The sequence below is a fragment of the Ramlibacter sp. genome (assembly GCF_035627355.1).
In the GTDB taxonomy this organism is placed as follows: Bacteria; Pseudomonadota; Gammaproteobacteria; order Burkholderiales; family Burkholderiaceae_C; genus Ramlibacter.
Genome location: NZ_DASPLW010000072.1, coordinates 12,135 through 33,526 on the forward strand (window position 1 = coordinate 12,135; position 21,392 = coordinate 33,526).

The 21,392-nt window shown below is 70.3% G+C and carries 22 protein-coding genes, 1 tRNA gene and 1 pseudogene; 13 read left to right on the top strand and 11 right to left on the bottom strand.

Annotation, left to right across the window (positions count from 1 at the left end; all coding sequences use genetic code 11):
• The first annotated feature begins 10 nt into the window (after positions 1-10).
• A complete protein-coding gene (locus VEC03_RS17685; RefSeq protein WP_324918213.1) occupies positions 11-1,183 on the top strand; it encodes an acyl-CoA dehydrogenase family protein in 1,173 nt (390 codons plus the stop codon).
• A gap of 16 nt (positions 1,184-1,199) precedes the next feature.
• Here the strand turns inward: VEC03_RS17685 and VEC03_RS17690 are convergent, their stop codons facing one another.
• From VEC03_RS17690 to VEC03_RS17700, 3 genes are all read right to left on the bottom strand, one after another.
• Positions 1,200-1,907, bottom strand: a complete 708-nt coding sequence (locus VEC03_RS17690; RefSeq protein WP_324918216.1) for a TetR/AcrR family transcriptional regulator — start codon at positions 1,905-1,907, stop codon at positions 1,200-1,202.
• 104 nt (positions 1,908-2,011) lie between these two features.
• Positions 2,012-2,088: transfer RNA gene (locus tag VEC03_RS17695), tRNA-Met, on the bottom strand.
• Positions 2,089-2,117: 29 nt separating this feature from the next.
• Complete coding sequence (locus tag VEC03_RS17700; RefSeq protein ID WP_324918219.1) at positions 2,118-2,897, bottom strand: enoyl-CoA hydratase; 780 nt, start codon at positions 2,895-2,897, stop codon at positions 2,118-2,120.
• A gap of 91 nt (positions 2,898-2,988) precedes the next feature.
• Between VEC03_RS17700 and VEC03_RS17705 the strand changes: the two genes are divergently transcribed.
• The 3 genes from VEC03_RS17705 to paaK are packed head-to-tail and all read left to right on the top strand — an operon-like array spanning position 2,989 to position 5,518.
• Positions 2,989-3,792, top strand: coding sequence for an enoyl-CoA hydratase-related protein (locus tag VEC03_RS17705; RefSeq protein WP_324918222.1), 804 nt, complete (start codon positions 2,989-2,991; stop codon positions 3,790-3,792).
• Positions 3,792-4,223, top strand: coding sequence for a hydroxyphenylacetyl-CoA thioesterase PaaI (gene paaI / locus VEC03_RS17710; protein ID WP_324918225.1), 432 nt, complete (start codon positions 3,792-3,794; stop codon positions 4,221-4,223). The genes VEC03_RS17705 and paaI overlap by 1 nt, the downstream gene beginning before the upstream one ends.
• On the top strand, positions 4,220-5,518 hold the full coding sequence (gene paaK, locus VEC03_RS17715) for a phenylacetate--CoA ligase PaaK (RefSeq protein ID WP_324918227.1): 1,299 nt from the start codon (positions 4,220-4,222) through the stop codon (positions 5,516-5,518). The genes paaI and paaK overlap by 4 nt, the downstream gene beginning before the upstream one ends.
• Positions 5,519-5,528: 10 nt before the next feature.
• On the opposite strand, the gene VEC03_RS17720 is transcribed toward paaK, so the two are convergent.
• From VEC03_RS17720 to VEC03_RS17735, 4 genes are read right to left on the bottom strand one after another with little or no spacing between them, the layout of a single operon-like run.
• Entirely contained in the window at positions 5,529-6,716 is a 1,188-nt protein-coding gene (locus tag VEC03_RS17720) for a DUF3108 domain-containing protein (protein ID WP_324918230.1), read from the bottom strand.
• Positions 6,695-8,458, bottom strand: coding sequence for a peptidase M61 (locus VEC03_RS17725; protein ID WP_324918233.1), 1,764 nt, complete (start codon positions 8,456-8,458; stop codon positions 6,695-6,697). The genes VEC03_RS17720 and VEC03_RS17725 overlap by 22 nt, the downstream gene beginning before the upstream one ends.
• Positions 8,455-9,177, bottom strand: a complete 723-nt coding sequence (locus VEC03_RS17730) for a DsbC family protein (protein ID WP_324918236.1) — start codon at positions 9,175-9,177, stop codon at positions 8,455-8,457. Before VEC03_RS17730 ends, VEC03_RS17725 begins: the two co-directional genes overlap by 4 nt.
• 31 nt (positions 9,178-9,208) lie before the next feature.
• Complete coding sequence (locus VEC03_RS17735; protein WP_324918238.1) at positions 9,209-10,315, bottom strand: FAD-dependent monooxygenase; 1,107 nt, start codon at positions 10,313-10,315, stop codon at positions 9,209-9,211.
• A 36-nt stretch (positions 10,316-10,351) separates the two neighbouring features.
• On the opposite strand from VEC03_RS17735, the gene VEC03_RS17740 reads away from it, so the two are divergent.
• Complete coding sequence (locus VEC03_RS17740; protein ID WP_324918242.1) at positions 10,352-11,233, top strand: MOSC domain-containing protein; 882 nt, start codon at positions 10,352-10,354, stop codon at positions 11,231-11,233.
• A gap of 28 nt (positions 11,234-11,261) precedes the next feature.
• On the opposite strand, the gene VEC03_RS17745 is transcribed toward VEC03_RS17740, so the two are convergent.
• The gene (locus tag VEC03_RS17745) at positions 11,262-13,094 is read right to left on the bottom strand and encodes a 7TM diverse intracellular signaling domain-containing protein (RefSeq protein ID WP_324918245.1); all 1,833 of its coding nucleotides are present in this window, start codon (positions 13,092-13,094) and stop codon (positions 11,262-11,264) included.
• A 31-nt stretch (positions 13,095-13,125) separates the two neighbouring features.
• On the opposite strand from VEC03_RS17745, the gene ychF reads away from it, so the two are divergent.
• A complete protein-coding gene (gene ychF / locus VEC03_RS17750) occupies positions 13,126-14,220 on the top strand; it encodes a redox-regulated ATPase YchF (RefSeq protein ID WP_324918248.1) in 1,095 nt (364 codons plus the stop codon).
• Positions 14,221-14,226: 6 nt separating this feature from the next.
• Here ychF and VEC03_RS17755 read toward each other — a convergent pair whose 3' ends face one another.
• Positions 14,227-14,718, bottom strand: coding sequence for a YqaA family protein (locus VEC03_RS17755; RefSeq protein WP_324918252.1), 492 nt, complete (start codon positions 14,716-14,718; stop codon positions 14,227-14,229).
• 132 nt (positions 14,719-14,850) lie between these two features.
• Between VEC03_RS17755 and dusB the strand changes: the two genes are divergently transcribed.
• Genes dusB through purH form a run of 3 tightly spaced genes read left to right on the top strand, consistent with a single transcriptional unit; the run spans position 14,851 to position 17,757 of the window.
• On the top strand, positions 14,851-15,894 hold the full coding sequence (gene dusB, locus VEC03_RS17760; protein WP_324918255.1) for a tRNA dihydrouridine synthase DusB: 1,044 nt from the start codon (positions 14,851-14,853) through the stop codon (positions 15,892-15,894).
• Positions 15,891-16,127, top strand: a complete 237-nt coding sequence (locus VEC03_RS17765) for a Fis family transcriptional regulator (RefSeq protein ID WP_324918258.1) — start codon at positions 15,891-15,893, stop codon at positions 16,125-16,127. The genes dusB and VEC03_RS17765 overlap by 4 nt, the downstream gene beginning before the upstream one ends.
• A 34-nt stretch (positions 16,128-16,161) precedes the next feature.
• Positions 16,162-17,757, top strand: coding sequence for a bifunctional phosphoribosylaminoimidazolecarboxamide formyltransferase/IMP cyclohydrolase (purH, locus tag VEC03_RS17770; RefSeq protein ID WP_324918261.1), 1,596 nt, complete (start codon positions 16,162-16,164; stop codon positions 17,755-17,757).
• A 93-nt stretch (positions 17,758-17,850) separates the two neighbouring features.
• On the opposite strand, the gene hemL is transcribed toward purH, so the two are convergent.
• Complete coding sequence (hemL, locus tag VEC03_RS17775; RefSeq protein WP_324918264.1) at positions 17,851-19,155, bottom strand: glutamate-1-semialdehyde 2,1-aminomutase; 1,305 nt, start codon at positions 19,153-19,155, stop codon at positions 17,851-17,853.
• A complete protein-coding gene (gene thiD, locus VEC03_RS17780) occupies positions 19,139-20,074 on the bottom strand; it encodes a bifunctional hydroxymethylpyrimidine kinase/phosphomethylpyrimidine kinase (RefSeq protein ID WP_324918267.1) in 936 nt (311 codons plus the stop codon). Before thiD ends, hemL begins: the two co-directional genes overlap by 17 nt.
• Positions 20,075-20,187: 113 nt before the next feature.
• Between thiD and VEC03_RS17785 the strand changes: the two genes are divergently transcribed.
• From VEC03_RS17785 to VEC03_RS17800, 4 genes and pseudogenes are all read left to right on the top strand, one after another.
• Positions 20,188-20,340 carry a rubredoxin gene (locus tag VEC03_RS17785; protein ID WP_324918270.1) on the top strand — a complete coding sequence of 51 codons (153 nt, stop codon included), beginning with the start codon at positions 20,188-20,190 and terminating at the stop codon, positions 20,338-20,340.
• A 74-nt stretch (positions 20,341-20,414) separates the two neighbouring features.
• Complete coding sequence (locus VEC03_RS17790; protein WP_324918273.1) at positions 20,415-20,807, top strand: response regulator; 393 nt, start codon at positions 20,415-20,417, stop codon at positions 20,805-20,807.
• 26 nt (positions 20,808-20,833) lie between these two features.
• Positions 20,834-21,199, top strand: a complete 366-nt coding sequence (locus VEC03_RS17795; RefSeq protein WP_324918276.1) for a response regulator transcription factor — start codon at positions 20,834-20,836, stop codon at positions 21,197-21,199.
• A gap of 28 nt (positions 21,200-21,227) precedes the next feature.
• Positions 21,228-21,392: pseudogene (locus VEC03_RS17800) on the top strand (chemotaxis protein CheW); the annotation flags it as partial.

Sequence of the window (21,392 nt, forward strand, 5' to 3'; positions counted from 1 at the left end):
GGACAACGAGATGTTCCACGACACCACCTGGCTCGACTGGCCCTTCCTGGAGCCGCGCCATCGGGCCCTCGCGCGCGACATCGAGGGCTGGTGCGCGACGGAGCTGTCGCACAGCCACGGTAGCGACACCGATACCGCCTGCCGCGACCTGGTGCGCCGGCTCGGCGCCGCCGGCTGGCTGCGCTATGCCATCGGTGGCACCTCGTGGGGCGCCAGCGGCGAGACCATAGACACCCGTGCCGTCTGCCTGCTGCGCGAGACGCTGGCCCGGCACTCGGGCCTGGCCGACTTCGCCTTCGCGATGCAGGGCCTGGGCTCGGGCGCGCTCACGCTGCACGGCACGCCCGGGCAGAAGCAGCGCTACCTCACGCGCGTAGGCCGCGGCGAGGCGATGCCGGCCTTCGCGCTATCCGAGCCCGGCTCCGGCTCCGACGTGGCCGCCATGCAGTGTGCGGCACGGCTGGACGGCGACCACTACGTGCTCGACGGCGAAAAGAGCTGGATCTCCAACGGTGGCATCGCCGATTTCTACGTGGTGTTCGCGCGCACCGGCGAGACGCCCGGCTCGCGCGGGCTCAGCGCGTTCCTGGTGGAGGCCGGCACGCCCGGCTTCGAGATCGCCGAGCGGATCCAGGTGATCGCACCACACCCGCTGGCGCGCCTGCGCTTTTCCGGCTGCCGCATCCCGGTGTCGCAGCGGCTGGGCGATCCCGGGCAGGGCTTCAAGATCGCGATGCAGACGCTGGACATCTTCCGCACCTCGGTGGCGGCGGCCGCGCTGGGCATGGCCCGGCGGGCCCTGGCCGAGGCGCTGGAACGCGCCACCACGCGGCCGATGTTCGACCAGCGGCTGGCCGACTTCCAGATCACCCAGGTCAAGCTGGCGGCCATGGCCACCGGCATCGACACCGCGGCGTTGCTGACCTACCGCGCGGCCTGGCTGCGCGACCAGGGCCGCAGCGTCACGCGCGAGGCCGCCATGGCCAAGATGCACGCCACCGAAACGGCGCAGCAGGTGATTGACGCGGCGGTGCAGATCTGGGGCGGGATCGGCGTGGTGTCCGGCCACCCGGTCGAGGAGCTGTACAGGGAGATCCGCGCCCTGCGCATCTACGAGGGCGCGACCGAGGTCCAGCAGTTGATCATCGCGCGCGAGACCCTCAAGGCCTTCGGCCCCGCGTGAAGGGGCCGTTGCGGGCTCAGCGCGGTGCGGCCCGCCGGGCCCTGGCCGGAGCCGGGGCCGGATTGGCCGCGGCCTGCGCTTCCACGACCCGTGCATAGGCGCGCTTGCCGCGCGCCGTCACCACCGGGCTGAGCATCAGCTTCAGGCCCCGGTCCACGTACTCCTCGATCGTCATGCGGCCCTGGAAGTGCCAGGCCTTGAGCGCCCACGCGTGGCAGAACATGACGATCTGGTAGGTGAACAGCTCCACGTCCACCTCCTCGAACACGCCCTCGCGCATGCAGTGCTCGATGCAGTCGGAGATGAGCTTGTTGGTCTCGGCCTCCTTCTGCTTGAGCAGGTCGCGCCGCTCGCGGCGCAGCCACTTGGTCTCGCGGTAGACCAGGGCGGTGGCCGCGATGCGCTCGTCGATGACGTGCCCGTAGGCCCGCACGGCGGCACAGAATCGCTCCATCGGATCGGTCAAGCCGGCCAGCGCCAGCGGCACTTCGCGGAGGTAGGAATCGAGCACCTCCACCAGCGCGAGGAACAGCACGTCCTCCTTGTCATGGACGTACTGGTAGATCAGCCCGACGCTCACCCCGGCGCGCTGCGCGACCTCGCGGATGGTGGTGACGTGGTAGCCCTGCTTGCCGTACAGCTCGACGGCAGCCTGCAGGATCTGGCTCTGCCGCTTGGCGACCAGTTCCGGGACTTCGACCTTGCTGACGACCTTGACGGCCATGGACCCTCGCTCCCTCGCTCGTGTGCCGGCCCGGGTCGCGCAAGTGACCGGGCCCAAGAAAAATAGCCTCGCAGGCGCTGGACCTGCGAGGCTATCGGGACTTCTGGTGGCGCTTCACGGACTCGAACCGCGGACCTGTGGATTATGATTCCATCGCTCTAACCGACTGAGCTAAAGCGCCGAGCCCGCCATTATAGCCAAAGTGGAGGCTCAGCGGTGGCTGAAAACCGGCTCCCGCTTGGCCAGGAAGGCGTCCATGCCTTCCTTCTGGTCGGCGGTCGCGAACAGTGCGTGGAACAGCCGGCGCTCGAACATCACGCCGTCGCTGAGCGACATCTCGTAGCCGCGGTTGACCGACTCCTTGGCCGCCAGCACCGCCAGCCGCGGCATCGCGCAGATCGTCAGGGCGGCGCCCAGCGCCTCCTCCATCAGCTTGTCCAGCGGCACCACCCGGCTGACCAGCCCGCCCCGCTCGGCTTCGGCGGCGTCCATGTTGCGGGCCGTCAGCACCATGTCCATGGTCTTGGCCTTGCCCACCGCGCGCGGCAGGCGCTGGGTGCCGCCGGCGCCGGGGATGATGCCCAGCTTGATCTCGGGCTGGCCGAACTTGGCGTTGTCGGCAGCGATGATGAAGTCGCACATCATGGCCAGCTCGCAGCCGCCGCCCAGCGCGAAGCCGGCCACGGCCGCGATCACCGGCTTGCGGATGCTGCGGATGATTTCCCAGTTGCGGGTGATGAAGTCTCGCCCATAGGCATCGGCGAAGGTGTACTTCGCCATCAGCGAGATGTCGGCGCCGGCGGCGAACGCCCGTTCGCTGCCGGTCAGCACGATGCAGCCGATCGCGTCGTCGGCGTCGAAGGCCTTGAGCGCGGCGCCCAGCTCGTCCATGAGCTGTTCGTTCAGGGCATTGAGCTGCTTGGGGCGGTTGAGCGTGATGATGCCGACCTTGCCGGCTTCGGTACGCACCTCGATGTTCTCGTAGGCCATCTGGATCTCCTGTAGCGGCGACGACTATACCCAAGGGAAACCATGACCGACCGCGCGGTCGGTCGATGCTAGATTCACCGCAGGAGACCCCATGACCGAGAGCACTGTCCTGTACGAGGCGCGCGGCGCCGTGGCGCTGATCACCCTGAACCGTCCCCAGTCCCTGAACAGCTTCACCCGCGCCATGCACCAGGCGCTGTGGGAGGCGCTGGACCGCATCGAGTCCGACAAGGCCATCCGCGCTGCCGTCATCACCGGTGCCGGCCGGGGCTTCTGCGCGGGCGCCGACCTGGCCGAGTTCGACTTCGCCGAGGGGCCGGACCTGGTCAAGCGCGCCGATCCCGGCCCCCTCATCGACCAGGCCTTCAATCCCACCGTGCGCCGGCTGATGGCGCTGCGCGTGCCCACGGTTGCCGCCGTCAACGGCGTGGCCGCGGGTGCCGGCGCTTCGCTGGCCATGACCTGTGACCTGGCGGTGGCGGCGCCGGGCGCCTCCTTCATCCAGGCGTTCAGCAAGATCGGCCTGATCCCCGATGCCGGCGGCACCTGGTTCCTGGTCAAGAAGCTGGGTCTGGCGCGGGCCATGGGCTGCGCCATGCTGGGCGACAAGCTGTCCGCCGCCGACGCCAAGGCCTGGGGGATGATCTGGGACGTGGCGCCCGATGGCCAGGACTGCGTGGACGCCGCCATGGCCCTGGCCCAGCGGCTGGCCACCCTGCCGACCACGGCCCTGGTCGCCACCCGGCGCGCGATGCGCGCGGCGGCCACCCACGAGCTGGACAAGCAGCTCGACCTCGAACGCGACACCCAGTCGGCCCTGGGCCGCACCCACGACTACATCGAAGGGGTCACCGCCTTCCTGCAGAAGCGCCCGGCGCAGTTCAAGGGCGAGTGATGGCGGCCGACGATCTCGCGGCCCGCGTGGGCGCCGCCATGTTCGAAGGGGACGTGGCGTCGCGCCAGACCATGGGCATGGAGCTGGTGAGCTGCAGCGCCGGCCGGGCCGTGATGCGCATGCGCATCGACGAGCGGCACCTGAACGGCCATCGCATCTGCCACGGCGGCTTCATCTTCACGCTGGCCGACTCCACGTTCGCCTTCGCCTGCAACAGCCACAACAAGGTGACGGTGGCGGCCGGCTGCAGCATCGAGTTCCTCAAGCCGGGCCAGCTCGGCGACGTGCTGACCTGCGAAGGTGTCGAGCAGGTCCTGCAGGGCCGGCATGGCGTGTACGACATGAAGGTGACCAACCAGCGTGGCGAAGTCGTGGCCATGTTCCGCGGCAAGAGCGCGCAGATCCAGGGCACCGTGATACCGGAGGCATGATGAAGACCTTTCCCCTAGAGCCGATCGAAAAGGCCAGCCGCGACGAGCTGCAGGCGCTGCAGTTGCGCCGCATGCAGGCGACGCTGGCGCACGCGTACCGCAACTCGCCCATGTACCGCGCCAAGTTCGACGCGGCCGGCGTGCACCCGGACGACTGCCGTTCGCTGGCCGACCTGGCCAGGTTCCCCTTCACGGACAAGCTCGACCTGCGCGAGCACTACCCGTTCGGCTCGTTCGCCGTGCCGCGCGAGCAGTGCGTGCGCGTCCACGCCTCCAGCGGCACCACCGGCAAGCCGACGGTGGTGGGCTACACGCAGAACGACATCAACACCTGGGCCACCGTGATGGCGCGCAGCATCCGCGCCAGCGGCGCGCGGCCGGGCGACCTGGTGCACGTCAGCTACGGCTACGGGCTGTTCACCGGCGGGCTGGGCGCGCACTACGGCGCCGAGAAGCTGGGGCTGACGGTTGTGCCCTTCGGCGGCGGCCAGACCGAGCGCCAGGTGCAGCTGATCCACGACTTCCGCCCCGACATCATCATGGTCACGCCCAGCTACATGCTGGCGATCGCCGACGAGTTCGAGCGCCAGGGGCTGGATCCGCGCGAATCCAGCCTGCGGCTGGGCATCTTCGGCGCCGAGCCCTGGACCAACGACATGCGCAAGGCGATCGAGCAGCGCATGGGCATGGATGCGGTCGACATCTACGGCCTGTCCGAAGTGATCGGCCCGGGCGTGGCCAACGAGTGCGTCGAGACCAAGGACGGCCCGACCATCTGGGAGGACCACTTCTACCCGGAGATCGTGGATCCCGAGACCGGCGAGGTGCTGCCCGACGGCGAGCTGGGCGAGCTGGTGTTCACCAGCCTGACCAAGGAGGCGCTGCCCATCATCCGCTACCGCACGCGCGACCTCACGCGGGTGCTGCCCGGCACGGCGCGCACCATGCGCCGCATGGAGAAGATCACCGGCCGCAGCGACGACATGATGATCGTGCGCGGCGTCAACGTGTTCCCGACCCAGATCGAGGAGCTGATCTGCAAGCGCGCCGAGCTGGCGCCGCACTACCAGTGCATCCTTAACCGCGAGGGGCCGATGGATTCGCTCACCATCGCGATCGAGGCGCGCCAGGGCCTGTCGCACGAGAGCGAGGAGGCGCGCGGCGCGGCCACGCTGCTGGCGCACGAGATCAAGACCTACATCGGCACCACCGCCGTGATCGACCTGCGCCCCGAGGGCGGCATCGAGCGAAGCGTCGGCAAGGCCAAGCGGGTGATCGACAACCGGCCGAGGTAACGCCCCGGTTTCACCGCTGTTCGATACCCTCGACCAGCAGGTCCACGTGGGCTTCCTCGCCCATGTTGACCTTCACCCGCACCGGCAGGTACTGCAGGGCCGGCGCGAACCACATCTCGACGGTGATGTTGCCGCGCGGGTTGGCGATAGGCCGCGGCTTGAGGTGGAAGGCCTCGACGTCGCCCAGGGCCGTGGCGAGCACCTCCTTGCCCACGATGTCGTAGGTCCACAGGTCCACCGCGCCGGGCCGCGCCATCCAGAAGCTGACCGCACGCCCGACCTCCAGCGGCTCCAGCCCGCTCGCGAAGCGGTGGCTCAGGTCGACGAACTGGCTGGCGGTGTCCTGCATCTGCGGCGGCCGCGGCAGCACCTTGCCGTTGGGCAGCGTGACCTCGCTCTCGTCCATGCGCAGCAGGCCGCGCGACTTGAGGTTGCGCACCTCCTCGTAGGCCCGCGGGTGCAGCGTCTGCGGCCCGACCTCGCCCTGGCTGGTCAGGAGCACGGTGGCGAACAGGGTGACGTCGACTTCCACCCGCACCTGGTAGCGCGAGCCCTGGCGCTGCCACAGCACGCGCGCTTCGCCATACAGGTCGCCGCTGCGGAAGCGACCGCCCAGCGTGTAGCGCAGGCGGGTGTCGGCCGGCCATCCGTCCAGCGGCGACGTGGTCTCGCCCGAGGCGAGGGCCGGGCCGGCGACCGGGGAACTGGCGGGTTCGCTGGCGGCCGCGGCCGGAGCCGATGCGGCCGGGGTGGGAGACGCCGCCTCAGGTGCGGCCGGCTCGGCCTGGGCCACGGCCTGCTCCGGCTCGGGGGCGGGTTCGGCGGCTGGCTCGGGAACGGGCGGGGGCTCCGGCTCCGCGACGGGGATCGGTGGCTCCGGTTCTGGGGCAACCGGCTCGGGTTTGGGCGCGGCCGCCGTGCGAGTTACCCGCCGCGGCACGCTGGGCGCCGCCTGCATCCGCTTGGGCGGCGCCGGTGGTGGCACCACGACCGCTGCCGCCGCGACCGGCGGCGGGGCCGGCGTCTCGGGCTGCAGCAGGCGGGTGTACATCGGTTCCGCCATCGGGCGCAGCAGGCTGCCGGGTGACAGCCAGAGCGACAGGGCATGCAGCGCCAGCACATGGGCCAGCAGCACCACGGCCACCAGCGCCAGCAGGCGCCGGCGCCCGGCCGGGTTCAGGTCTGCACCGCCAGCCATGGCTGGGCCTGGGCCGGATCGCGCAGCACCAGCCGCCAGGTCGTGGCGGTGGCCGGCAGGTGCAGTTCCAGCCGCAGCAGCCGGCGGTCGCGCGCCACCAGCGCGATCAGGCGCCGGTGCGAGCCGGCATGCAGCAGCAGGTCGTCCAGCTTGGCCAGGCGCCAGCCCTGTCCGGCGACTTCCACGCCCAGCCATTCATCGTCGGGCGCCATGCCGGCCTGTTCGGCGGCGCCGCCGCGCAGCACGTTCTTGAGCCGGATCGTGCCGCCGCCTTCCTCGACGCGGATGCCCAGCCGCTGCTGCAGCTGGGCCGGCTCGTCGAGCGCGAACACGCCCTGGCGCTGCAGCAGGTCGGCCAGCGGCAGCTCGCGCGTGCCGTGCACCCAGGCGGCGATCTCGCGTGCGAAGCTGCGGCCCCCCAGTTCGCGCAGCGCGGCCGCGAAGTCGGCCTCGGTCATGGGCCCCGCCTTGCAACGCTGCCACAGCGTGCGCATGACCTCGTCCAGCGTGGTGCGCCCCTCGGCCCGCAGCGTCAGGTCGAAGCACAGCGCCACCAGCGATCCCTTGCTGTAGTAGCTGACCGTGGCGTTGGGCGTGTTCTCGTCCTGCCGGTAGTACTTGACCCAGGCGTCGAAGCTGGCCTGCGCGACCGACTGCACCTCGCGGCCAGGCGTCTGCAGCACCTGGTTGATCGTCTTGTTCAGCAGGCGAACGTAGGTGGCCTCGTCGATCAGGCCGGCGCGCCGGAGCAGCAGGTCGTCGTAGTAGCTGGTGAAGCCCTCGAAGAACCACAGCAGCTGGGTGTAGTTCTCGCGCCCGTAGTCGTAGCGCGCGAACTCCGCCGGCCGCAGCTGCTTGACGTTCCAGGTGTGGAAGTACTCGTGCGAGACCAGGCCCAACAGCGTGGTGTAGCCGTCGCCCGCCTTGGCCTCGCCCAGCCGCGGCAGGTCGCGGCGCGAGGCGATCAGCGCGGTCGAGTTGCGATGCTCCAGGCCGCCGTAGCCGTCGTCCACCACGTTGAGCAGGAAGACGTAGTTGCGCAGCGGCGGCTTGCGCCGCTCGTGCCAGAAGCGGATCGTCGTCTCGCAGATGCGCTGCACGTCGGCCGCCAGCCGCGCGCCGTCGAAGGAGGCGGCGGCACCGGCCACGACCAGCCGGTGCGGCACGCCGGCGGCGCGGAATTCGGTGCTCCAGAAGCTGCCCATCTCCACCGGGCAGTCCACCAGCTCGTCGTAGTCCTGCGCCAGGTAGGTGCCGAACCCGCGCTTGCCCACGCGCAACGGCGCCAGCCCGGTCGCCGCCTCCCAGCCGGGCCGGGGCGACACCAGCTCCAGCGCATGCGGCTGCGTCTCCTGCCCGTGCACCCGCAGGCACAGGCTGGTGCCGTTGAAGAAGCCGCGTTCCGCATCCAGCCAGGCGGTGCGCACCGAGTGGTCGAAGGCATGGACCTCGTAGGCCAGCACCAGCGGGCGGCTGGGCACGCATTCGAACTGCCAGGTGCACTTGTCGACCTGCTGCACCGGCACGGCGCGGCCGTCCTGGCGCGCCACCAGCCGCTGCAGGTTCTTGGAGAACTCGCGCACCAAATAGCTGCCGGGGATCCAGGTGGGCAGCGACACGCGCTGGCCGGCCGCCGGCTGCTCGATGGTCAGCGTGACGTGGAACAGGTGGGCGTGGAGGTCGGCCGCCTCGACCCGGTAGTGCAGCCGCCAGGCGGGGCCGGCTTGCGCGCGCGGGCTCACTGCGCTTGGGACAGCTGCTTCTCGACCTGGGCCGCGCCGATCGCGCCGGGCACCCGGGTGCCGTCGGCGAACACCAGGGTCGGGGTGCCGGTGATCTGGTGCTTGCGGCCCAGTTCGCGGTTGCGGTCCAGGGCGGTGGCGTCGCAACTGGCCGGGGCCGGCGCGGCGGCCTGCTCGCGCAGCATCCAGTCCTGCCAGGCCTTGGCGCGATCCTTGGCGCACCAGATGTTGCGCGACTTGGCCATCGAGTCGTTGCCCAGGATCGGGTACAGGAACATGTGGATGGTCACGTTGTCCAGCTTCTGCAGCTCGCGCTCGAAGCGCTTGCAGTAGCCGCAGTTCGGATCCTCGAACACGGCCAGCTTGCGCTTGCCGTTCCCCCTGACGACCGTGAAGGCGTCCTTGAGCGGCAGCTGGCCGAAGTCGATCGCCGTCAGCTTGCTGGTGCGTTCCTCGGTCAGGTTGCGCCTGGCCTTGAGGTCGATCAGCTGGCCGTGGATCAGGTAGCTGCCCTCGGCGTCGGTGTAGAACAGGTCGGTGCCCACGCGCACCTCGAACAGGCCGGGCATGGGCGTCTTGCTCACCTCGTCGATGGTTCCGATCTGCGGCAGCCGCTCGGCCAGGTTCTTGCGGATGGCCGCCTCCTGGGCGGCGGCCGGGCCGGCCAACAGGGTGGTCGCGAGCAGCGCGGCCAGCAGGCCGGTCGTGATGCGTGTCATGTGGGTTCCAGTACTTCCTCGAGAGGTGGGGTCACAGCCGGCCGGCGGCCTGCCGCACCACCCATTGCTTGAGCGGGCCGCTGGCGTCGAAGCCGCGCATGCCCCAGTTGCGCAGCATCGACCAGCCGGTGTGCTCCTGCGCGAAGAGCTGCTGCAGGCTGTCGGTGGTGGCGGCCATGGCGAGCGTGTCGCCCTTGCGCGCGCGCTCGTAACGGCGCAGCAGGCGGACATCGCCCACGCTGCGCCAGTACTCGCGTGCATGCAGCACCTGCGCCAGCTCGCGCACGTCGGCCAGCCCGAGGTTCAGGCCCTGGCCGGCGAGCGGATGCACCGTGTGGGCGGCGTCGCCGGCCAGCGCCCAGCCGGCGCCGCACCAGCGGTCGGCCCGCGCCAGCTGCAGCGGCCAGGCGGCGCGCTCGCTCGCCAGCGTGAGTTGCCCCAGCGAGCCGCCGCTGGCTGCGACCAGTTGCGCCTCGAAGTCGGCCGCCGGGCAATGCAGCAGCGATTCGCTGCGGCTCTGGCCCACCGACCACACCAGCGCGACGGCATGGCCGCCGCCCACCGGCGCCTCGCCGCCCAGGGGCAGCAGGGCCAGGATCTCGCCGCTCTGGAACCACTGCCGGGCCACGTGGCCGTGCGGCTTCTCGGCGTGCAGGCGTGCGGCCACGGCGTGCTGGCCGTAGGGTTGCACGTCGTACTGCACGCCGAACTCGGCGCGGGTGGCGCTGGAGCGGCCCTCGCAGACCACGGTCAGCGCCGCGCGTGCAGGCTGGTCCAGGCGGGTGACGAAGGACTGGTAGCGCAAGGCCTCGTCCAGGCGCTGCTCCAGCGCCGGAACGTCGACGATCCAGGCCAGCGCCGGCTGGCTGCCGGCCTCGAAGCGCACGCAGCTGTCCTCGTCGCCGTGGATCTCCATGCCCCGCACCGGCGATTCGTGCGCCGCATCGGGCCAGGCGCGCACCGACTCCAGCAGTTGCCGCGAAGCGGCGTTGAGGGCGTAGGCGCGCACGTCCGAGTGCCCGGCGGGAGCGCGGCCCTGCACCAGCCCGACGCGCAGCCGGTCGCGCGCAAGCAGCAGGGCCAGCGTGCGGCCGACGATTCCCGCGCCGCGGATACAGACGTCGAGGACAGGCGCCATCCGGCGATTGTAGGAGGCGGGCACAATCGCAGGCCGATGAGTCCAGACCCTGCCATGACCGCCTCCAGCCCCGAATTCGCCGCCCGCATCGCCCGCCTGTTCGTCTACCCGGTCAAGTCCTGCGCCGGCATCGAACTGACCGAAGCCGTGCTCACCGCCACCGGGCTGGACCTGGACCGCGCCTGGATGGTGGTGGACGAGGAGGGCACCTTCGTGTCGCAGCGCGAACTGCCCCGCATGGCCCTGGTCCGCACCCAGCTCAAGGGCAGCGAGGTGGTGCTGCGGGCGCCCGGCATGCTGTCGCTGCACCTGGCCGTCGACGAGGTCGAGGGGCCGGCCCGCGTGCGCGTCTGGGACGATGAGCTCGACGCCTATGACATGGGCGCGGTCGCTTCCCAGTGGTTCAGCGATTTCCTCGGCCGGCGCCTGCGGCTGGTCCGGTTCGATCCCGAGCAGCGGCGCCTGTCCAGCCTGAAGTGGACCGGCGGCGTGGAGGCGCCCAACCAGTTCGCCGATGCCTTCCCGCTGTTGGTGGCCAGCGAAGCCTCGCTGGCGGGCCTGAACGAGCGGCTCGCACGGGCCGGCCACGCGCCGGTGGGCATGGAGCGCTTCCGGCCCAACATCGTGCTGGCCGGCGTGGAGGCGCACGACGAGGACCGCGTCGACGTCCTGCGCATCGAGGCCGACCGCCCGGTGGCGATCCGGCCGGTCAAGCCGTGCGCACGCTGCCCCATCCCCAACATCGATCCGCAGAGCGGCGAGCCCTCGCCCGAGGTGCTGGACACGCTGCAGGGCTACCGCTCGGACCCGCGCGTCGGCGGCGCGGTGACCTTCGCCATGAACGCCATCGTGCTGGAGGGCGAGGACGCGGTGCTGCGGGTCGGCCAGGCCGTGACCGGCGGCTGGAAGTTCGACTGAGGAGCGCAGCGCCGGCGGCGTCCGGCGATCAGGACGCGGCGATCTCCGCCGCGGTCTCCGGCAACTCGCTGTCCGCGCCCGGCAGCAGGCTGTCGTCGGCGGCCGGCGGATCGTCGGGTTGCAGGAAGCGGATCGGCCGGCGGGTGCGCGGCGACATGGCCCCGAGCAGCGCGCCCAGTTCGTCCGGGATGTCCTGCGCTTCCACCTGCCGCTCCGAGAGCAGCACCGCGGCGATGTGGAACTGCAGCGTGACGGCGGGCTTGAGCCCCTGCAGCGGCATCAGCCCGGCGGCGATCAGGCGCGCCGCGCGGTCGGTGACCACGGCGCGCGATCCCACGCCTTCCATGATCAGCCCGAAGCGGGCTTCGCCGATGCGGCTGAGCGTGTCCACGTCGCGCACCAGCCGGCGCAGCTTGATCACGCTGCGCAGCAGGCTCTGCTCGGCCACCGGCTGGCCGAAGTGGCCCTTGATTCGCGCGTAGTTCACCAGGTCGATGAAGACGACGGCGGCGTTCTCGCGGTCGCGCCGGAAGCGGGTCACGGCCTGCCGAAGCCGGTCCTGGAACAGGTGCGGGGCGAGCAGCCCGGTGAGCGCGTCCTGGCTGGCCAGCGCCTGCTCGCGGATCTGGGCGCCGTGGCGGTCGCGCGAGCGGATCGACAGCGCCACCAGCAGCATCGGGACCTCGAACACGAGGGCCAGCACCACGGCGTACTGGGTCACGAACGAGGTGGGCAGCCAGCCGAGCAGGCGCACGACGGCGGCCAGCACGGCTGCGGCCAGCGGCACGTAGGCGATCAGCACCCAGAGGCCGACGACGTCGCGGCGCCGCCAGGCGAGCCAGGCCATGCCCACGTTGAGCACGGCGCCCAGCAGCAGGTAGGCGGAGAGGGCGTCCAGCCCGGGCCCGCGCTCGACCAGCAGGTAGGCCACCCCCAGCGGCAGGCTGGCCCAGCCGCATGCCCCTGCCACCCGATCGAGCAGCGCGTAGCGCGCCGTCACGCCGGTGAGGTCGCGCACGAACAGGATCGCCGCACCGGCGGCCAGCGCCGCCAGGAAGCCGGGGGCGGCATCGGCCCACGCCGTGGCCGACGGCCAGACCAGGTGCGCGGCGACGCCGGTGTAGGCCACCATGCAGGCGGTGCTCAGGCCGGCGTACACCGCGTACCAGCTGTAGGCCTGGTCGCGGTAGGCCCAGCTCTGCGCCAGGCAGGCGGCGATCAGCAGGGCGAGCGCACCGAAGGCGCTGCCCAGGCCCAGGTATTCGACCTGCTGCTGCTGGCTGTGCACCGTGTCGGGCGACAACCGCATCGGGACGCCGGCCGGGATGGCGCTGCGCACCTGCACGTAGACGTCGCGCGGCTGGCCCGCGGGCAGGTCGAGCCGGAACACCGGATAGCGGCCGGCCTCGGGCCAGCGGTCCACCGATATCCGGTCGCCTGCGGCCTGCGAGGACCAGTGTCCGTGCTCGTCGCGCTGCCAGACCCGGTACTCGTCGACCAGCGGATCGGGAAACGCCAGCAGCCACTGCTGGCGCGCGCCCTCGGCGCGCCGCAGCCGCAGCTGCAACCAGAGCGAGGTTCCGGGGTGCAGCTCGTGGACGGCATCGGGCGGCACCGGACCGAAGGCCGCGGATGCCAGCACCTGCTCCAGGCTGGCGGTGCCCCGCGTGTCCAGCCAGGCCCGTGCCAGGGCCTCGGTCCGCAGGCTGTCGGTGGCGTCATCGAGCAGGATGGTGTCGGCGGGCTGGGCGCGGGCCGCCGCGGGCACCAGCGCGGCGAGCAGCAGCGCGCACCCCGCGAGCAGTGCCAGCAACTGCCTGGCCGCGGTCCCGGCGCACCGGGCCGCCACAGCCCTTGGCATACACTTTCCCGCTTGTCTGTCTGGAACTGCCATGAGCTTGAAGTGCGGCATCGTGGGCCTGCCCAACGTGGGCAAATCGACCCTGTTCAATGCCCTGACCAAGGCGGGAATCGCCGCCGAGAACTACCCCTTCTGCACGATCGAACCCAACGTCGGGATCGTCGAACTGCCCGATCCGCGCCTGTCGCAGCTGGCGGCCATCGTCAAACCCGAGCGCATCGTACCGGCCATTGTCGAGTTCGTCGACATCGCCGGACTGGTGGCCGGTGCCAGCAAGGGTGAGGGCCTGGGCAACCAGTTCCTGGCCCACATCCGCGAGACCGACGCCATCGTCAACGTGGTGCGCTGCTTCGAGGACCCGAACGTGGTCCACGTGGCCGGCAAGGTCGACCCGGTGTCCGACATCGAGGTGATCCAGACCGAGCTGTGCCTGGCCGACCTGGGCACGGTGGAGAAGTCGCTGGCGCGCTACGGCAAGGCGGCCAAGTCGGGCAACGACAAGGAAGCGGCGAAGATGGTGCAGGTGCTGCCCAAGTTGCAGGCTGCGCTGAACGAGGGCCGCCCGGTGCGCACCCTGCAGCTGACCGACGAGGAGCAGGCGCTGGTCAAGCCGCTGTTCCTGATCACCGCCAAGCCGGCCATGTTCGTCGGCAACGTGGACGAGGGCGGCTTCGAGGACAACCCGCACCTGGACCGGCTGCGCGCGTATGCAGAGACGCAGAACGCGCCGGTGGTGGCGATCTGCGCCAAGATCGAGTCCGAGATCGCGGAGATGGACGACGAGGACAAGCAGGTGTTCCTGGCCGAGATCGGGCAGGACGAGCCGGGGCTGAACCGCCTGATCCGCGCCGCCTTCAAGCTGCTGGGGCTGCAGACCTACTTCACCGCGGGCGTGAAGGAAGTGCGCGCCTGGACCATCCACATCGGCGACACGGCGCCGCAGGCGGCCGGCGTGATCCACACCGACTTCGAGCGCGGCTTCATCCGCGCCCAGACCATCTCCTTCGACGACTTCATCGCCTTCGGCGGCGAGCAGGGCGCCAAGGACGCGGGCAAGATGCGCAGCGAAGGCAAGGAGTACGTCGTCAAGGACGGCGACGTGATGAACTTCCTGTTCAACGTCTGAGCCGGGTCAGCCCCCTGCCGCGGGCAGGGTCCCGGGGAAGGCCTCCAGCAGCGCGGTGGTCATGACCAGGTAGCGCCCCAGCTTGCCCACCAACATCCAGCCGGCGCAGGGCCAGAACGGCAGCCGCAGCCAGCCGGCCACCGCGCACAGCGGATCGCCGACCACCGGCAGGAAGGACAGGATGCAGGCCTTGGGCCCGAGCTTGCGCAGCCACTCCAGCGCCTTCACGTGCGAGGCCGAGTGCCCCCACTTGTCGGCCACGTGATGCACGCCATAGCCCATCCACCAGTCGACCATGCCGCCCAGCGTGTTGCCGGCGGTGGCGACCAGCACGGCCGGCCAGAACAGTTCGGGATTGAGCTTGAGCAGGCCGAACAGCGCCGGCTCGGAGCCGAGCGGCAGCAGGGTGGCCGAGACGAAGGCGACGAGGAAGAGGGTGGAGAGCCCGAAACGGGGCAGCGCCAGCAGCGCCAGCAGGGACTCGAGCCACGGGTGCATTCGCGCGGATGGTAAGGCAGTGCACGGTCCGCCGTGCGTGGCGCATGCTGACGTCCGTCATCGTCGGGCCAGGCCCGGGGGCATACAATGCTGCCTCATTTTTCAGCAACGCGTCCCGTCCTTTTCCCGCCCATGAACATCGGCCCGCACACCCTGGCGAACAACCTGTTCGTCGCGCCGATGGCAGGCGTCACGGACCGGCCGTTCCGCCAGCTGTGCCGCCGGCTCGGTGCCGGCTACGCGGTCAGCGAGATGGTGACCTCGCGCCGCGAACTGTGGGACTCGCTGAAGACCTCGCGCCGTGCCAACCACGAGGGCGAGCCCGGCCCGGTGGCGGTCCAGATCGCCGGCACCGATGCGGACACGATGGCCGAGGCGGCCCTCTACAACATCGATCGGGGCGCGCAGATCATCGACATCAACATGGGCTGCCCGGCCAAGAAGGTCTGCAACAAGTGGGCCGGCTCGGCCCTGATGCAGGACGAGCCGCTGGCGATCGCCATCGCGCGGGCGGTGGTCGACGCCTGCGAGCCGCGCCGGGTGCCCGTCACGCTGAAGATGCGCACCGGCTGGAGCGCCACCCACCGCAACGCCGTGCGGCTGGCGCGCGCCTTCGAGGACGCCGGCATCCGCATGCTGGCGGTGCACGGACGCACGCGCGAGCAGGGCTACAAGGGCGAGGCGGAATACGAGACCGTGGCGGCGGTCAAGCGGGCGGTGCGCATCCCGGTGGTGGCCAACGGCGACATCGATTCGCCGGCCAAGGCGCGGGCGGTGCTCGCGGCGACCGGCGCGGACGCGCTGATGATCGGCCGCGCGGCCCAGGGCCGGCCCTGGATCTTCCGCGAGGTCGCGCATTTCCTCGCCACCGGCGAGCTGCTGGCGCCACCGCTGGTGGCAGAGGTCAAGCGCCTGCTGCTGGAGCACCTGCAGGACCACTACGGCCTGTACGGCGAGTACACGGGCGTGCGCAGCGCGCGCAAGCACATCGGCTGGTATGTCCGGGGCCTGCCCGGCGGCGAGGCCTTCCGCGGTCGCATGAACAACATCGAGGAGGGTGCCGCGCAACTGCGCGCGGTGGCGTCGTACTTCGACGAGCTGGAACAGTACGGAGACCGGCTGCCCGTGGCCGGGCGGGAGAACCATCAGGAACGGACGGCACGGCAGCAAGCATGAGCAAGAAACAGATCGAGGAGTGCGTGCGCAACAGCCTGGAAGGCTATTTCCGCGACCTGCGCGGCACCGAGCCGGACGGCATCTACGAGATGCTGGTCAAGGTCGTCGAGAAGCCGCTGCTGGAGGTGGTGATGGCCAAGGCCGAGCAGAACCAGTCGCGTGCCGCCGAATGGCTGGGCCTGAACCGCAACACCCTGCGCAAGAAGCTGGTCGAACACAAGCTTCTCAAGTGATTTCCATCCTCCGGGGGCCCACGCCCTGACCACCATGAACGCACTCCTTTCCGTCTCGGACAAGACCGGGATCGTCGAACTGGCCCGCGGCCTGCACGCGCTGGGCATCCGGCTCATCTCCACCGGTGGCACCGCCAGGCTGCTGGCCGGCGAAGGCCTGCCCGTCACCGAGGTGGCCGAGCTGACCGGCTTCCCGGAAATGCTGGACGGGCGCGTGAAGACGCTGCACCCCATGGTGCACGGCGGCCTGCTGGCGCGCCGCGACGTGCCCGCGCACATGGCGGCGCTGCAGCAGCACGGCATCGCGACCATCGACCTGCTGGTGGTGAACCTCTATCCGTTCGAGCAGACCGTCGCCCGCGCCGGCTGCACGCTGGAGGACGCGATCGAGAACATCGACATCGGCGGCCCGGCCATGGTGCGCAGCGCGGCCAAGAACTGGAAGGACGTGGGCGTGCTGACCGACGCGGCGCAGTACGAGCCGGTGCTGGCGGAGCTGCGCTCGGCCGGCAAGCTGTCGGACGCGACGCGGTTCGCGCTCTCCGTCGCCGCCTTCAACCGGGTCAGCGACTACGACGGTGCGATCAGCGACTGGCTCTCGCGGGTCTCGTTCGAGCCGGGTACCGCCGCGGGGCAGGCCCCCAAGCTGTCGCTGTTCGGCGGCCAGGCCAACGGCCGCTTCGTCAAGGTGCAGGACCTGCGCTACGGCGAGAACCCGCACCAGCAGGCCGCGTTCTACCGCGACCTGTACCCGGCCCCGGGCTCGCTGGTGACGGCCAGACAGCTGCAGGGCAAGGAGCTCTCGTACAACAACATCGCCGACGGCGACGCCGCGTGGGAGTGCGTCAAGGGCTTCGACGGGCCCGCGTGCGTGATCGTCAAGCACGCCAACCCCTGCGGCGTGGCCATCGGCAAGGACCCGCTGGAGGCCTATTCCAAGGCCTTCCAGACCGACCCGACCTCGGCCTTCGGCGGCATCATCGCCTTCAACCGGCCGCTGGACGGCGCCGCGGCGCAGGCGGTGTCCAAACAGTTCGTCGAGGTGCTGATGGCGCCCGGCTTCTCGCCCGAGGCGTTGGAGGTGTTCAAGCCCAAGGCCAACGTGCGGCTGCTGCAGATCGATCTGCCGCCGGGCGGCGACACCGACTGGGCGAACGGCCGCAACCTCATGGACGTCAAGCGCGTGGGCTCGGGCCTGCTGATGCAGACGGCCGACAACCGCGAGCTGCGCGTGGAGGAACTGAAGGTGGTGACCGCGAAGCAGCCAACACCGCAGCAGCTGCAGGACCTGCTGTTCGCCTGGAAGGTGGCCAAGTTCGTCAAGTCCAACGCCATCGTGTTCTGCAAGGACGGCATGACCATGGGCGTGGGTGCCGGCCAGATGAGCCGGCTCGATTCGGCCCGAATCGCCAGCATCAAGGCCGAGCACGCCAAGCTGTCGCTGAAGGACACCGTGGTGGCGAGCGACGCCTTCTTCCCGTTCCGCGACGGCCTGGACGTGGTCGTGGACGCCGGCGCCAGCTGCGTGATCCAGCCCGGTGGCAGCCTGCGCGACGAGGAAGTTATCGCGGCCGCCAACGAGCGCGGCGTGGCGATGGTGTTCAGCGGGGTGCGGCACTTCCGGCACTAAGCCGGTCCGCGGCCTGGGCTGGTCATCCCCGCGAAGGCGGGGATCCAGGGCCCCCGCCACTGCAGCGCCTTGAGGGGATGAATCGAGAGGCGCCTACAGCGCCGCGAACACTTCCTTCGCCGCCGCCACCGTCTCGGCGATCTCCTGCTCGCCGTGGGCGGCGCTGACGAAGCCGGCCTCGTACAGCGCCGGGGCGATGTACACGCCGCGGTCCAGCAGGCCGTGGAACAGCTTGTTGAAGCGGGCGCCGTCGGTCTTCATCACCTCGCCGTAGTTGCGCGGCAGCTGCGGCAGCAGGAAGAAGCCGAACATGCCGCCCTCGCTGTCGGCGCAGAAGGGCACACCGGCCTGCCGCGCGGCAGCGGCCAGCTGCTCCATCAGGCCCCGTGTCTTCGCACCGAGCGACTCGTAGAAGCCGGGCTTGCCGACTTCCTGCAGCGTAGCCAGCCCGCAAGCGGTGGCCACCGGGTTGCCCGACAGCGTGCCGGCCTGGTAGACCGGCCCCAGCGGCGCCAGCTGCTCCATGATGGCGCGCGGCCCGCCGAAGGCGGCCAGCGGCATGCCGCCGCCGATCACCTTGCCCAGCACGGACAGGTCGGGACGGAAGCCGGGGATCTGCTGCGCGTAGTGCGCCTGCGCGCCGCCGAGGCCGACCCGGAAGCCGGTCATCACCTCGTCGAACACCAGCAGCGCGCCGTGCTGCGTGCACAGCTCGCGGCAGCGCCGCATGAAGTCCACGCCCGCGCGCACGAAGTTCATGTTGCCGGCGATCGGCTCGATCATCAGGCAGGCGATGTCGCGGCCGTGCAGCGCGAACGCCTCCTCCAGCTGCGCGAGGTTGTTGTATTCGAGCACGATCGTGTGCTGCACCACTTCGGCCGGTACGCCGGCGCTGGTGGGGTTGCCGAAGGTGGCCAGGCCGGAGCCGGCCTTGACCAGCAGCGAGTCGGCGTGGCCGTGGTAGCAACCCTCGAACTTGACCAGCTTGCTGCGGCCGGTGGCGCCGCGCGCCAGCCGGATCGCGCTCATCGCCGCCTCGGTGCCGGAGCTGACCAGGCGCACCATCTCCAGCGCCGGCATCACCGCGGCGACGGCTTCGGCCAGTTCGATCTCGCGCTCGGTGGGCGCGCCGAACGAGAAGCCGTCCCGCACCGCGCGCTGCACGGCCTCGACCACCGCCGGGTGGCCATGGCCCAGGATCATCGGTCCCCAGGAGCCGATGTAGTCGATGTAGCGGCGGCCGTCGGCGTCCCAGAAGTGCGGCCCCTGCGCGCGCTGCACGAAGCGCGGCGTGCCGCCGACGGCACGGAAGGCGCGCACCGGTGAATTGACGCCGCCGGGGATGATGCGGCGGGCGCGGTCGAACAGCTGCTGGTTGCGGTCAGTGCTTGGTGTCATGGGCGGGCATGTCCAGGACCTGCAGGACCTGGGCTTCTTCCGTGGTGAGTTCCCCGGGGTCGGATTCGGGCTGGGCCCAGAACAACCGGTCGGGCACCACGTTGCCCATGCCGGGCCGGAAGCCTGCGTCCAGGCACCGGTCCAGGTACGACAGGGCCTCGCTGGCGGCCGCGGCCAGGTCGGCGCCACTGGCCACCAGGGCGGCCAGGGCCGCCGACAGCGTGTCGCCGGCGCCGGAGAACACGGCTTCGAAGCGCTCGAACTTCTCGCTGCCCAGCACCGACTGTGGCGTGGCCAGCACGTTGTCCAGGAACTGGTCGGGCAGCGGGATGCCGGTGACCAGGGTGTAGGGCACGCCCATGTCGGAGGCGGCCTTGGCGAGCTCGCGCGCGCCGGGGCTGCGGTCGCCGCTCCACTCGGGCAGCAGCCAGCGCCACAGCGTGCTGTGGCTGCCCACCAGCACCGTGGTCTGCGGCAGCATCAGCTCGCGGAAGGCGTCGAGGTACAGGTCGGCCTCCGACTCGTCCATCCAGGCCAGGCTGGGCATGTACGCGATCACCGGCACGTCGGCATAGTCGGCGGCGATCGCGGCCACCGCGCTGACCGTCTCGGGGCTGCCGATGAAGCCGACCTTGATCACCTGTGCCGGCGTGTCCTCCAGGATGGCGCGCGCCTGCTCGCCGACGGCGTCCTCGTCGAACGCGAAGTGGTCGTGGATTTCGGCCGTGTCGCGCGCATAGGCGCCGGTGACGACCGGCAGCGCGTGCGCGCCGACCGAGGCGATGGCGGTGACGTCCGCCGCCAGCCCGCCCGCGCCGCTGGGGTCGCTCGCATTGAACACCATCACGCAGGCGGGGCTTGCGTCGTCGGTGTCCTGCGCTTCGTCGGCGCCCGGGCTGGTGGGCTTGGGGTTTGTCATGAGCCTGAATCTTCCAGGCATCGGCACCGTGAAGTTTCCCCGCGGATGCCCTCGATACAATCGTTGCATTCTATTCGAAGGCCCTTTAAGCTGTGACTGAAGCGAGAACCTGGATGTGTCTGATCTGCGGCTGGATCTATGACGAAGCCGCCGGCGCACCGGACCACGGAATTCCCCCCGGCACCCCCTGGGAACAGATCCCCATGAACTGGACCTGTCCCGAGTGCGGAGCCCGCAAGGAAGACTTCGAAATGGTGCAGGTCTAGAGGGGCGACCCGGTTACATCTTTTCGGATGGCGGTGCAGCCCCCGTGGAAGTTTCGAATGAGGAGCAGCGTCAATTGAGCACGACTGGGTTCAAGGTGCTGGTGATCGACGACAGCAACACGATCCGGCGCAGTGCAGAGATCTTCCTGAAACAGGGAGGTCACGAGGTTCTCCTGGCGGAGGACGGCTTCGATGCCCTCTCCAAGGTCAACGACTACCAGCCGGACCTGATCTTCTGCGACATCCTGATGCCGCGCCTGGATGGCTACCAGACCTGCGCCATCATCAAGCGCAACGCGAAGTTCGCCTCGGTGCCGGTGGTCATGCTGTCCTCCAAGGACGGGGTGTTCGACAAGGCGCGCGGCCGCATGGTCGGCTCGCAGGACTACCTGACCAAGCCCTTCACGAAAGACCAGCTGCTGCAGACCGTGCAGCAGTTCGGCGCCGCGTCGCAGCAGGCGCAATAAGACCCAGAGGAAAAGAGGAGTACGCGATGCCGATCCGCAAAGTGCTCGTGGTGGACGATTCCAAGACCGAGCTGATGTTCATGACCGACCTGCTGCAGAAGAACGGCTTCTCGGTCAAGACGGCCGAGAACGCCGAGGACGCCTTCCGCCGGCTGGCCGAGGAGAAGCCCGACCTGATCCTGATGGACGTGGTGATGCCGGGCCAGAACGGCTTCCAGCTCACGCGCGCCATCACGCGCGACCCGCTCTACGCCGACGTGCCCATCATCATGTGCACGAGCAAGAACCAGGAGACCGACCGCGTCTGGGGCATGCGCCAGGGCGCCCGCGACTACATCACGAAGCCGGTGGACGCCACCGAGCTCATGGCCAAGATCAAGGCCCTGGGCTGAGGCGCGCGACCGGCAGCATCCCTCACTCATGGCCAATCGCGAAGCCCTCCGCGAGCTGCAAAGCCGGCTCGCCAGCCGGCTGCAGGCCGCCCGTTCCGAAGGAGTCCAGGCCGGCTGGCTCGCGGTGGAAGCCGCGGGCCGCAGGTACCTGCTGCCGCTGACGCAGGCGGGCGAGATCTTCCCCTACACCGCG